The sequence below is a fragment of the Brachyspira pilosicoli genome (assembly GCF_008016535.1).
Taxonomy (GTDB): Bacteria; Spirochaetota; Brachyspiria; order Brachyspirales; family Brachyspiraceae; genus Brachyspira; species Brachyspira pilosicoli_A.
In genome coordinates this window covers 39,425-52,043 of sequence record NZ_SAXY01000050.1, presented here as the reverse complement: position 1 = coordinate 52,043, position 12,619 = coordinate 39,425, and the positions used below count along the sequence as shown (strand labels likewise).

Here is a 12,619-nt window from a genome sequence, read left to right as displayed (position 1 = left end):
AGGAGTTAATAATATGTCTTTAATAGATGATATAGTAGCCAGAGAGATACTAGATTCAAGAGGAAACCCTACAGTTGAGGTAGATGTTTATTTAGATAGCGGTGTTATGGGTAGAGCAGCAGTTCCATCTGGAGCTTCTACAGGAGAACATGAAGCAGTAGAATTAAGAGATGGAGATAAAAGCAGATATTTAGGTAAAGGCGTTCAAAAAGCAGTTGAGAATGTTAATGAAATTATTTGCAATGAATTAATTGATATGGATGCTTTAGATCAAGTTGAAATAGACAGAACTATGATAGAACTTGATGGAACTGAGAACAAAGGAAAATTAGGTGCTAATGCTATACTTGGTGTATCACTTGCTGTTGCTAAAGCTGCTGCAGAAGAGTTAGGTATGCCTTTATACAGATACATCGGCGGTACTAATGCTAAAACTTTACCAGTACCTATGGCTAATATTTTGAATGGCGGTGCACACTCATCAGCTCCAATAGATTTCCAAGAATATATGGTTATGCCAGTTGGTGCTCCTACTTTCAAAGAAGGTATACGTTATGTAGCTGAAGTATTCCATAACTTAAAAACTATACTTCATGACAGAGGTTTAAGCACTACTGTTGGTGATGAAGGCGGTTTTGCCCCAACTCTTAAAGATAATGAAGAGCCTCTTCAAGTAATTATGCAAGCTATAGAAAAAGCTGGTTATAAACCTGGTGATGATATAATGATTGCTATGGACCCTGCTTCAAGTGAATTCTATGACAAAAACAAAAAGAAATATGTATTTAAAAAATCTGATAACAGAGAATTAACTCCTGCTGAAATGGTTGATTTTTATGTTGATTTATGCAATAAATATCCTATTACCTCTATAGAAGATGGTGTTGCTGAAGATGACTGGGATGGTTGGAAAATATTAACAGAAAAATTAGGTAAAAAAGTTCAATTAGTTGGTGATGACTTGTTTGTTACTAATGTAAAAAGACTTCAAATGGGATTAGATAAAGGTGTAGCTAACTCTATTCTTATTAAAGTTAATCAAATAGGTTCTTTAACTGAAACTTTAGATTCTATTGAACTTGCTAAAACTCATAACTATACTGCAGTAGTTTCTCACAGATCTGGTGAAACAGAGGATACTACTATTGCTGATATAGTTGTAGCTACTAATGCTGGACAAATTAAAACAGGTTCTGCTTCTAGAAGTGATAGGATTGCTAAATACAATCAGTTATTGAGAATAGAAGAAGAATTAGGCGACAGAGCAGTTTACTTAGGTAAAAAAGCTTTCTATAACTTTATAAAATAATTTAGCTTTAAAAAGCGATAATTAATGAGCTGGTAGCAATTATATTTATTGTTGCCAGCTTTTTTTTCTAGTTTATTAATTTTATAATTCTTACGCGTAGAATAAAATTTATTTATATATCTTTATTATATTTTTTTAAATTAAAAGCATCAACAATATTTATTAATTTATTTTTTATTTCATTAAAATCAGAGTTTAAGTCTAATGTATTAACTGCAAAATATCTCTCTTGTATTTTATATTCTTTATTAATATTGTCAGAGCATAATGGATAAAGCAAAACCCCTTTTATAGTTTTAAATTTTTCATTGACATTACTCATATAAGAAAACATTTGGTATAGATGGGAGCTTCTTATTGAAACTTTATTATTGTTTTTTATTAAAATATCTTTATAAAATTTGGTATCTATTATAAGACATTTTTCTCTATTATAAATCATAATATCAGTTTTCATTATAGGTATATATTCATTATTGTTTATTTTCCATTTAATAGATTTATTTTTTACTTTTATATTTTTATTATTTTTAAAATGTATTTTATAAAAGTTTAAAACAAATTTCTCATAAAGTATATGCATTCTTTTCTCTTCATTGAAATCAATAAAAGAATATTCATTACTATTTTTATTAACTATTAAATGTTTATTTATAAATTTACAAATATTAATTATAATTTTGTAATGTATATTATTCCTATTATATTTTAATGATTTGAAAGTGCTGTTATTAACATTTATATTTTTTATTTTTACAAAGTAATGATTTAGTTTAATTAATTTTTCAAGAATATCATTGTCTATATTTTTGTAATTGATAAGTTTGTTTAAAGTAGATTTTATTATTTGGTTAAAAAGTATATCATTAGATAGAATATTATAACTGCATACTAATTTTTTATAATTAATAGTATTTCTTTTTATAGATTTAGAAAAGTTAATTTTTCCTTTTAATATTGATAAATCTTCTTCTAAAGTTATATATCCTCTATAAAAACCTCTTTTAATTAATTTATCTAAAAACATATTTAGAATATAAGCCATAACATTATAAATATTGTCAAATTCTTCATCTCCAAAAATTTCTTTTTTATTATTATATTTATTATCTTCATCAATAATATTCCAAATATTCCAAGCATAAGAAAGCATGTAGTATATATTTTTAATAGGTATTTTTATATTGTTGTTCATTTATATTAAATTAGTTTTATTTCATTCAACTTTTTCCCGCCTTCGCGGTGCGGACTTCGTCAAAGTTGCAAAAAGTGCACATTATTAATATAAAATATTATTAAATTGCTTAAATATTCTATATATAATAAAAATGTAGTTCTTTTGGTTCTTTTATACCAATAAAAGAACTGGGGGGGCAAAGCCACTACAAATAATAAATTGCTAAACATCCAATAATTTTTCTATTTCCTTTTTTGCTTTCTCCTCATTATCAAACCAATATTCTCTTAATGTAGGAGCTATTTCATATTCTATAATATTTTTGTATTCTTTATCATCTAATTTATCACAAAAATAACTATGTCCTATAGTGTAACCTTTGCCGAGAGTTCTGTCTTTTTTTATAATATTATTCAAATCAGTAAATTTTTCAATTATTTTATCTATAAGTTTATCATCTATATTTTGATTTTTTAAATAGTTTTTAAATTTCTCATTTTCAAAAGCAGGCTCAATATCTATAAAACAAAATCTTCTTCGTAATGCATAATCAATAACAGCAATACTTCTGTCAGCAGTGTTCATCATACCAATAATATATAAATTATTAGGTACTGTAAAACTTTCATCATTGTAAGAGAGTGTAATTTCTGCATCTCTGTTATCTGATTCTATAAGCATCAAAAGCTCTCCAAATATTTTAGAGATGTTTCCTCTGTTAATCTCATCTATTATAAAGAAATAATCATTATCCATATCTGAAGCAGCATTCATACAAAAATCATAAAATACCCCATTTTTTAATTCAAAGTTTTTATCAGTAGGTTTATATCCTATAATAAAATCTTCATAAGAATAACTTTCATGAAACTGTACCATTTTTATTTTACTGTCATCAGCTTCGCCTATAATAGAATAAGCAAGTTTTTTAGCCATAAAAGTTTTTCCAACTCCGGGTGAGCCTTGAAAAATAATATTCTTTTTTCTATTTAATAGATTAACAATAGTATCATATTTTTCTTCGGATATAAAAACTTCGTTTAAAAAATCATTTTTTGTGTATGAGTTATCAGATTTATCATTAGTTTGTTGAATTTCTTTTTCGTCTGTTTCTTCATCTTCAAATAAATCATCAAAAGATATGTCTTTAATATTATTTTCTTTAATTATTTCTTTGCATATTTCTACTAAGCCATTAGATTTACTTTTGGTTGCTTTATAAGCATATTCTATATATTGTTTTGTAGATACCAGTGCTTTTTTTGATTCTTCAATTCCATGTGTTTTTCCTATTTTTTCAATAAAAAATTTCATAACAATATTCTTAAAATTTCTTGTAAATTTTCTACCATCTCTCATACATTTGTACATTTCATATAATAAATCATATGAACTAGAGCTATAAACTCCTTCATTATCTATTTTTAAACATTCATTTATACCTTCTATCCTTTTAATTTGAACATTATATATTTTTTCCATCATATCGTATATTGCTTCTAACTGTTCATTACTTAATCTTTCTTTCATTTGCTACTCCAAAAGGATAATAATTTATTTTATATTTTTATTATAAACTATTATGAAAATAATAAAACAATATGTATTTCTTTTTTATATTTTTTAATTTAACTTCTTTTATGAAACCTAATTTAGAATTGATAAAGAAGTTAATATAATAAAAAACATATAATTAATACAAAAAATATCCGAATAAATAAATATTATTAGTATTTTATATAATTTATTTTGTAATTTAAATATAGAAAAAATAAAAATTTTGATTATATTTAAATTAGAATCATATAAGAAGGATATTTATATGGAAGATACTATTCAAGAGATTAAATGGGAAAATAAGTTTAATACAGGTTATAAAAGGGTTGATGACCAGCATAAGGAATTAGTAAATATATTAAATAAATTAAATTTATTAGTTATGAATAAATATATATCAAAAGAAGATGTTGCAGAAGAGTTGAATGGTATTATTAAAGATATGATTGATTATGTTGTTTATCACTTTTCTACAGAGGAGGCTATAATGAAGGCTATAGATTATAGCGGATTTAAGGCTCATGTGGTAAAACATAGAAATTTTACTAATAAAGTTTTAGAAGAGGTAAATAATTATAAAGATGGTAAGCCAATAGATATAAAAGAACTTATTATGTTTTTGAGAGATTGGCTATTTAATCATATTGTAGTTGAGGATAAAGTTTTTATTAATGAGGTAAAATCTACTTTAGAAAGAATGGCTAGAGAAGAGTATAATAGATAATTATTGATAGTAATATTTATTTAAATATTTTTTAAGTTTTCAAATATATTATAGTTTAAAATTTCATTTTAAAAGTTACAGAGTTAATTTTGATTAGATGTTTATTGTTTTGCAATGCAAGAGTTTTATACAGCATAAATTTATAAACTATATATATTATTATTTATATTTTTACCTATCGAAATGATTTTTTATTTGATAAAAAATATATATTAATTAATTTAATTAAAAACATAATAGTTGATAAATATCTTTATTCATATATAATAAAAAACAATATTTAGGAGAATGATAATTTTTATGTCAATGATAGATAAACTTTCATCTGTAGAAAATACATATAATGATATAGTAGACAAATTAAATGATGCAAATATAAAAGACAATAGAATAATACAAGATTTAATGAAAAAAAAGTCAGAAATAGAAGATATAGTAAATGAATATAAAAGATTAAAAATAGTATTAAAAGAGATAGAAGATGCAAATGAGATGCTCAATAATTCTGACACCGATAAAGAATTAAAAAATATGGCATTAGCTGAAATAGAAGAATTAAATCAAAAAAAAGAAAATATTATTAATGATTTAAGGCTTTTACTTCTTCCAAAGGACAAAAATGACGGTAAAAACATAATAGTAGAAATAAGGGTTGGTACTGGAGGAGATGAATCTGCTTTATTTGTAGGGGATTTGTTTAGAATGTATAGCCGTTTTATAGAGAGAGCAAATTTCAAAATGGAGATAATAGATACTAGCCCCACGGAGCTTGGAGGATATAAAGAAGTAATATTTTCTGTTTCTGGAAAGAATGCTTATAGAACTTTAAAATTTGAAAGCGGTACGCATAGAGTTCAGAGAATACCTGCCACAGAATCAGGCGGCAGAATACATACATCAGCTTCAACTGTAGCAATTATGCCTGAAGCAGAAGAAAGCGATGTAATAATAAGAGATGAAGATATAAGAGTAGATATATTTCGTTCAAGCGGTCCGGGAGGTCAATCAGTTAATACAACAGACAGTGCTGTTAGAATTACTCATTTGCCTACTGGTTTAGTGGTGCAGTGTCAAGATGAAAAAAGCCAGCACAAAAATAAAGCAAAAGCATTAAAAGTATTAAGAGCAAGAATATATGAAAAGGAAGAAGCAGAAAGAAAGGCAAAAGAAGCTAAAGAGAGAAGAGATAAAATAGGTTCAGGCGACAGAAGTGAGAGAATAAGAACATATAATTTTCCACAAAACAGAGTTACAGACCATAGAATTAATGTTACATTATACAAATTAGATAGATTTATGGATGGTGAAATAACAGAAATTACAGATGCTTTGTTTAAAAAAGAGCAGGAGGAATTATTAGCTTCTTATTCAGACTAAGAAAAAAATTATGAAATACATAGAAAATATACTTGGCGACGAAAAAATATTACATAATATAAAAGATGATGATACTGCTATCAATTATATAAAAAGTTTTAGCGATGTTTTATATTGTGATTATTCATATAAACATAATGAAATTTCTTTAGCAGGACTTTTTGCTTACTCTAAAGATAATAAATATTGTTTTGGTGAGTTTGGTTTATTTAGAGAAAATAGATATGAATCAAAAATTGTTATAAGCGATTATCCTGAATACGCCACTCTAAACAATTATGAACTTACTAATGATAAGTTTATAGATGTGCTTAATTTACACAATATAACTTTAAACAACCTATTTAGCACAGCAAAAAAAGAATTTAATTCTATAGAAGCCTATCCATTAAAAAAAATATCATTAGATGATTATATAAAAATATTTCCGCATAGATATATTAATAATAGATTTAAAATATATGCTAAAAATAAATATAAAAAAATAAACATTAGAAATATTAATAAAGATTTTGTATATAGATGTCCATATTGTGCTTCTACTAATATCTTAAAAATAATAGATATTAATAATAATTCTTTTGAGAAAATGGATGTTTATGATTTTAATGATATGTATGATGATGTAGAAAATATTGAGCATGATGATTTTTATGTTTGTGCTTTATGTAATTTGGTTATAAGAAGCCCAAGAACTATTTTAGATTATATATGAGGTGCTTTTAATGAAATTTATTATAATTGTTGATGAATCATTTGAAAATGAGTATTCAAAAATATTTTTAAAAGATTTCTACAAAAAAATAGAACTCTTAAAAGAGGAGCTTAATTGCGATGCAAAAAATATAAATTCTGTTTCAAAGAGAGCAGAAGATTATTTGAACAATATATATAAAGAAACAGAAAACTATGACAATATAATATATATTCCAAATAATATGCCAATGTTTAATATAGATGAAACTATAAAGCTCACTAAAATACATGAAGAAAATATCTCATATTTTACATATGGAGAAAATTATCCAGAAGGAATCATACCTTTTATAATAAGAAGAAATGCTTTTGAAAAATTGTTTAATTGCATAAAAACAAAAAATATTAATATAACAGAAAATACTATAAAAGACATTGTATTTATTGACCCTAACTTTTTTGAAATAGAAATATTGGTGTCTGAATATGATATGAGATATTATAGGGTATCATTGTTTGCTAACAGTAAAAGAAATGCTTTAATTATATCAAAACTAATAAACTATAAAGATTATAATGATGTAACTAAAGCTATAAGAGAAGATGCCTCATTAAGGAGAACTTTACCTTCATATATTGAGATAGATATTAACAATAGGCAAAACTTAACAAACAAAAATCTATTATCATCTAATGTTTTTGCAAATGAAGCAAACAAAGAAGAGAAAAATTTAAGCCTAGAAGAGTTTAAAATAATATATGATAAACTCGTAGATTTTTGTGATGATTTTCATTTATCAATAGGAAGCTACTATGAACCTCTTTTAAATAAAGATGTTTTTGATATATTAGAATATGCTCTTTCAAATAAAAATGTAAATGTATATTTAGAGACAAATGCTGTTTTATTAGATGAAGAAAAGGCTAAAAAACTTCTTATGCTTCAAGAGAAAAATAATAATTTACATGTAATAATTCATTTAGATACAGTAGAGCAAAATGTATTTAATACAATATATAAAGAAGATTATTTAAAAACAATACTTTCTAATATAGATTATTATTTTATAAGAGAGCCGAAAAACACATATCTTCAAATTACAAAACAAAAGGATAACTTTGATTATTTAGCTTCATATTATAAATATTTTGATAAGTATAAAATAGAGATTATAATGCAGAAATATTATACTTATAGAGGAATTGTTGAAAACAAAAAAATTGGTGATATGACTCCTTTAATAAATGTTGGATGCTGGCATTTGGCTAGGGATTTATTTATAGATGCTTATGGAGACATTTATATTTGCAGGTTTGATATAAATAAAGAAAAATTTGCAGCATCTATATATAAAGAAACTATGGATAATATTTGGGCAACATTAGAAAACTACTATAAAGAAAATACTTTAAAAAGTTTAGACTTTTGTAAGAATTGTGATGAGTGGTATTTGTTTAATTTTTAATAATAATATTTTTTGAGTTTATGGAAAAATTAATTGTAGAATATTTAGAGCTTTTCTTTACTGCTTATTTAATTAAGTTTTTGTTTATAAGATTTATATCTGAGATTCCATATTTAAAAAAATATTATTATGTAAGAGAAATTTTACCTGGTGTAAAAAATTGGGATAATAGATTAAAAATGATTTATTATTATGAAATATTTTCTATATTTCAGAGTTTATTTTTAGCATTATTCGTAATGTTTTTTCATTATTTTTTATCAATAAATAATTATATAGAAATAATGATAGCTTTTTTAATATATTCCTTTATATCAATCTTTGAAAAGTTCAAATTTACAATAATTATGAGTGACTATCCTATTTCTCTTTTTATAATGAATACAATTCTAAGTACAATAATATTAATGATACAATTTTTTATAATGGCTCTAATAATTATTTAATTTTGTTCTATATCAATAGAAGCCCCCATATCCATAGAATTGGTTTTTCCTTTATAAATAGCATTCTCTGATATTATACAGTTTTCCATTAAAGCATTTGATATATTTACTTCTTCAAACATTATACAGTTTTTTAATATTGAGTTTTCTATGTTTGAGTTTTTACCTATATGCACATAAGGACCTATGACAGATCTATTTATTTTTACATTTTCTTCAATAAAAACAGGAGGTATTATAGCAGTATCTTTTACCCATTTGCTGAGTATGCTATGAGTAATTATAGTTCTATTTGTTTCTATCATAGTATTTTTTTCACCGCAATCATACCAACCATCAAGTTTGAATGTTTTAAATACACTTCCATTTTGTATCATATATTCTAGAGCATCTGTTAATTGATACTCATTTTTTGTTTTTATATCATTTTTAATTATATAATCTATAGCATCAAATAATTCTTTAGAGTTTACAATATTATACATTCCAGTTAAAGCCAAATTACTTATAGGCTCTTTAGGTTTTTCTACAAGCTTTGTGATAACACCATTGCCGTCAAGCAAAGCAACACCAAATCTGCTAGGATTATCAACCTCACATACTCCTAATGCATTTTCATTTTTAGCTACTACTTCTGATAAATTAAGTTTAAATATTGTATCTCCAAGTATAATAAAAATCTTATCATCATCTTTTATATAATCTCTAGTAAGTGAAACAGCATGAGCTAATCCTCTAAACTCTTTTTGCTCTACAAAAGTAAGTTTTACATCTTTATATTTAGAAGTTAAATATTCTGTCATTTTATCTTTTAAATATCCTACTATAAATATAACCTCTTCAAGATTCTCTAACTCTAATACTTCTTTCATAATAAAATCTATAATTGTAGAACCTGCTATAGGAAGTATAGGTTTTGGTTTTGTGATAGTATGCGGTCTTAATCTTGTGCCTTCACCTGCAGCTGGTATTATAACTTTCAATTTATATATCCTTATAAAAAATATCTTATATATTATAATATATTCATAAATGTAAATAAATCAATATATTATTTAATTAATGGTACAAGTAAACCTTTAGAAACTTCTTCATTATTTCCAATTAAATACTTTACTAACTCTAAAGCAAAAAATACTGTAGTAGCAGGACCTTTAGAAGTGATAACATTATCATTAATGACAACTAAATCTTTTTCAACATACTCTCCGCCTTTAACCATACTTTGACAGCTTGGATAGCAAGTATATTTACCTTTAAGAACTGCAGCCTCACCCAATACTACAGGAGAAGCACATATTGCAGATACTAACTTTTTATTTTTATACATTTTTTGAATTTTGTCTATAATTCTTTTATCATTTTTTAAATTATTCATTCCACCCATTCCGCCAGCAAGTGCTATAGCATCAAAATCTTCGTTTATAACTTTATCTAATGTAGTGTCTGCTTTTAATATTATATTATGTGAGCCTTTTACCTCTAAATTATCAGTTAAAGAAGCAGTTGTTACTTCTATATTTGCCCTTCTTAATACGTCTGTAATAGTTACAGCTTCTACTTCTTCAAAACCTTCAGCTAATGGCACTAAAACTTTTTTTGACATAATATTTGCTCTCCTTAATAAGTTGTGTTTTTTTAATAAATCATATTTTAATATTTATTTTGTTTTTTGCAATAAGATAAAGATTCTATGATATTTAACTGTGAATTTGTATATGATTATAAAAGTTTTTATACAAGCTTTTAAAAAATTATTATATTATTTTTATAAAATATATAAGTATATCAATACTAAAGTTTTTGACTAAAATGAATGTTTATTATATAAAAAAATAAAATTTAATATAGACTGTTTTTTTTATTTATATTAATATATAATTATAAAAAATAACGTTTTAAGAGAAATTTATTTATGAAAATTTTATTAGCTATAACAAGTTCTATATCAGCATACAAGATGCCGTTTCTTGTTAGTATGTTAAAAAAACAAGGTCATGAAATAATATGTGCCGTTACAAAAAATGCAGAATATATGGTAGGTGTAAAAGCATTAGAAACAATGAGCGGCAATCATGTTATAAGAGATATGTGGGAAGAAGAAGATCCGCTTACACATATAAATATTAGCAGAAAAACAGATGTATTTTTATTAGCTCCGGCGGATGCAAATACTATATCAAAAATAGCAAACGGCATATGTGACAATACTATTACTAGTATAGCCTGTGCCTATACAGGAAAGAAGATGTTTGCTCCTGCTATGAATCCTAATATGTGGTTTAACAAAGCTGTGCAGAAAAATGTACACTATTTAATTGATGAGCTTGAATATACTATGATAGGTCCTGAAAGCGGAAACATGGCTTGTAATGACACAGGTATAGGAAGGCTTGCAGATTTAGAAGAGATATTAGATAAAGTTGTTAATAACTTTAGTCATTTTAGTTTAAGATATGATAATATAAGATTTACAGTAACATCTGGTGCTACGAAAGAATGGATAGACCCTATAAGATATATTACAAACAACTCAAGCGGGAAGATGGGAGAGGCTATATATAATGAAATACATCTTGGAGGAGGTATTAGTACTTATATAGAAGGTGATGTTAATGAAGAGCTTCATGTGCATGCAAGCGATAAAAAAATAAAAATAGATACTACAGAAGATTTAAAAAATAATGTATTAGCTGAACTTGAAAATACTGATATTTTGCTTATGGCTGCTGCTCCTTTAGATTTTAGACCTGCTATTGTATATGATAAAAAAGTAAAAAAACAAAATATTAGTGCTATAGAATTAAAACAAAATGATGATATATTAGCGAGCACAAGGGATAAAAAGTCTAAAAACACTCTTATAGTTTCATTTGCGGCAGAAACGGCATTTAGCGATGAAGAGTTAAAAAATTATGCTATAGATAAAATGAACAAAAAGGGTGCTGACATGATAGTAGCTAATAATATAAAAGATGCTATTGGTAAAGATACTAATAAGATAAGTATTTTTTTCAAAGATGGAAGAGTGAGGAATTTTCCTACTTTGAGTAAAAGAGAATGTGCTAAAGAAATTGTTAGTATTTCTGTTGAAGAATGGAAAAATAAAAAGTTATAATTAAATAAATATAAAAATAGGATTAATGAATGAGTCATCTTTATGAAATAAATGATATTAGTAAGATATATGGCCATGGAGGGGGTGCCACTGAGGCATTAAAGTCTGTTAATCTTACTATAGAAGAGGGGAAACTTACAGCTATACTTGGACCGAGCGGTTCTGGTAAGAGTACACTTTTAAACATACTTGGGGCATTAGATAAGCCTACAGGAGGAAGAGTATTATTTTTGGGAGAAGATATTACTCATTATAGTAATAAACAATTAGCTAAGTTTAGAAGAGAAAATATTGGATTTGTATTTCAAAGCTATAACCTTCTTCCAAATTTAACTGCTTTAGAGAATGTTGAGTTTTCTACTGAAATAACAGGTCTTACAAGAGATAATGCTGAGAATGCCTTAAAACTTTTAGGTCTTGAACATAGAATGAAGCATTATCCTACGGAATTATCTGGTGGAGAGCAGCAGAGGGTAAGTATTGCCCGAGCTATAGCGAAAAAGCCAAAAGTTGTATTATGCGATGAGCCTACTGGTGCTTTGGATAATAAAACTGGTATTATGGCTCTTAGAATATTAAGAAACTTAAATAAGGATTTTGGTACTAGTATAGTATTAATTACACATAGTAAAGAGATTGCTAAAATGGCTGATACGGTTGTTAAAGTTTTAAGCGGAGAGGTGATAGAAAAATATGATGTAGAAAATCCTTTAAATCCTGAAGATATAGAATGGTAATAAAATAATTTT

General features: G+C 25.5%; 12 protein-coding genes. 8 read left to right on the top strand and 4 right to left on the bottom strand.

What is annotated here, in order from left to right; all coding sequences use genetic code 11:
* Positions 1-13 precede the first annotated feature (13 nt).
* Positions 14-1,309 carry a phosphopyruvate hydratase gene (gene eno / locus EPJ72_RS08315; protein ID WP_147731713.1) on the top strand — a complete coding sequence of 432 codons (1,296 nt, stop codon included), beginning with the start codon at positions 14-16 and terminating at the stop codon, positions 1,307-1,309.
* A 112-nt stretch (positions 1,310-1,421) separates the two neighbouring features.
* Here the strand turns inward: eno and mcrC are convergent, their stop codons facing one another.
* Positions 1,422-2,504, bottom strand: a complete 1,083-nt coding sequence (gene mcrC / locus EPJ72_RS08310; protein WP_147731712.1) for a 5-methylcytosine-specific restriction endonuclease system specificity protein McrC — start codon at positions 2,502-2,504, stop codon at positions 1,422-1,424.
* 204 nt (positions 2,505-2,708) lie between these two features.
* A complete protein-coding gene (locus tag EPJ72_RS08305; protein WP_147731711.1) occupies positions 2,709-4,016 on the bottom strand; it encodes an AAA family ATPase in 1,308 nt (435 codons plus the stop codon).
* Between the two features lie 292 nt (positions 4,017-4,308).
* Between EPJ72_RS08305 and EPJ72_RS08300 the strand changes: the two genes are divergently transcribed.
* The 5 genes from EPJ72_RS08300 (at position 4,309) to EPJ72_RS08280 (ending at position 8,752) form a co-directional block, all read left to right on the top strand.
* Entirely contained in the window at positions 4,309-4,767 is a 459-nt protein-coding gene (locus tag EPJ72_RS08300; RefSeq protein WP_147731710.1) for a bacteriohemerythrin, read from the top strand.
* Positions 4,768-5,067: 300 nt separating this feature from the next.
* A complete protein-coding gene (gene prfA, locus EPJ72_RS08295) occupies positions 5,068-6,144 on the top strand; it encodes a peptide chain release factor 1 (RefSeq protein WP_147731709.1) in 1,077 nt (358 codons plus the stop codon).
* A 10-nt stretch (positions 6,145-6,154) separates the two neighbouring features.
* A complete protein-coding gene (locus EPJ72_RS08290) occupies positions 6,155-6,859 on the top strand; it encodes a hypothetical protein (RefSeq protein ID WP_147731708.1) in 705 nt (234 codons plus the stop codon).
* A 10-nt stretch (positions 6,860-6,869) separates the two neighbouring features.
* A complete protein-coding gene (locus EPJ72_RS08285; RefSeq protein WP_147731707.1) occupies positions 6,870-8,306 on the top strand; it encodes a spiro-SPASM protein in 1,437 nt (478 codons plus the stop codon).
* Between the two features lie 20 nt (positions 8,307-8,326).
* Positions 8,327-8,752: a hypothetical protein gene (locus tag EPJ72_RS08280; protein WP_147731706.1), complete on the top strand. Its 426-nt coding sequence runs from the start codon at positions 8,327-8,329 to the stop codon at positions 8,750-8,752.
* On the opposite strand, the gene EPJ72_RS08275 is transcribed toward EPJ72_RS08280, so the two are convergent.
* Entirely contained in the window at positions 8,749-9,735 is a 987-nt protein-coding gene (locus EPJ72_RS08275) for a sugar phosphate nucleotidyltransferase (RefSeq protein ID WP_147731705.1), read from the bottom strand. The two genes, EPJ72_RS08280 and EPJ72_RS08275, sit on opposite strands and share 4 nt — an antisense overlap.
* 68 nt (positions 9,736-9,803) lie before the next feature.
* Positions 9,804-10,358 carry a DJ-1 family glyoxalase III gene (locus EPJ72_RS08270; protein WP_147731704.1) on the bottom strand — a complete coding sequence of 185 codons (555 nt, stop codon included), beginning with the start codon at positions 10,356-10,358 and terminating at the stop codon, positions 9,804-9,806.
* Between the two features lie 309 nt (positions 10,359-10,667).
* Here EPJ72_RS08270 and coaBC point away from each other — a divergent pair, with 309 nt between their 5' ends.
* Positions 10,668-11,870, top strand: coding sequence for a bifunctional phosphopantothenoylcysteine decarboxylase/phosphopantothenate--cysteine ligase CoaBC (gene coaBC / locus EPJ72_RS08265; protein ID WP_147731703.1), 1,203 nt, complete (start codon positions 10,668-10,670; stop codon positions 11,868-11,870).
* A 29-nt stretch (positions 11,871-11,899) separates the two neighbouring features.
* Positions 11,900-12,607, top strand: a complete 708-nt coding sequence (locus EPJ72_RS08260; protein WP_147731702.1) for an ABC transporter ATP-binding protein — start codon at positions 11,900-11,902, stop codon at positions 12,605-12,607.
* Positions 12,608-12,619 lie beyond the last annotated feature (12 nt).

Excerpts from the sequence above, each read along its gene's own strand:
- eno (WP_147731713.1), top strand. The coding sequence starts at position 14 with ATGTCTTTAATAGATGATATAGTAGCCAGAGAGATACTAGATTCAAGA.
- mcrC (WP_147731712.1), bottom strand. The coding sequence starts at position 2,504 with ATGAACAACAATATAAAAATACCTATTAAAAATATATACTACATGCTT.
- EPJ72_RS08305 (WP_147731711.1), bottom strand. The coding sequence starts at position 4,016 with ATGAAAGAAAGATTAAGTAATGAACAGTTAGAAGCAATATACGATATG.
- EPJ72_RS08300 (WP_147731710.1), top strand. The coding sequence starts at position 4,309 with ATGGAAGATACTATTCAAGAGATTAAATGGGAAAATAAGTTTAATACA.
- prfA (WP_147731709.1), top strand. The coding sequence starts at position 5,068 with ATGTCAATGATAGATAAACTTTCATCTGTAGAAAATACATATAATGAT.
- EPJ72_RS08290 (WP_147731708.1), top strand. The coding sequence starts at position 6,155 with ATGAAATACATAGAAAATATACTTGGCGACGAAAAAATATTACATAAT.
- EPJ72_RS08285 (WP_147731707.1), top strand. The coding sequence starts at position 6,870 with ATGAAATTTATTATAATTGTTGATGAATCATTTGAAAATGAGTATTCA.
- EPJ72_RS08280 (WP_147731706.1), top strand. The coding sequence starts at position 8,327 with ATGGAAAAATTAATTGTAGAATATTTAGAGCTTTTCTTTACTGCTTAT.
- EPJ72_RS08270 (WP_147731704.1), bottom strand. The coding sequence starts at position 10,358 with ATGTCAAAAAAAGTTTTAGTGCCATTAGCTGAAGGTTTTGAAGAAGTA.
- coaBC (WP_147731703.1), top strand. The coding sequence starts at position 10,668 with ATGAAAATTTTATTAGCTATAACAAGTTCTATATCAGCATACAAGATG.
- EPJ72_RS08260 (WP_147731702.1), top strand. The coding sequence starts at position 11,900 with ATGAGTCATCTTTATGAAATAAATGATATTAGTAAGATATATGGCCAT.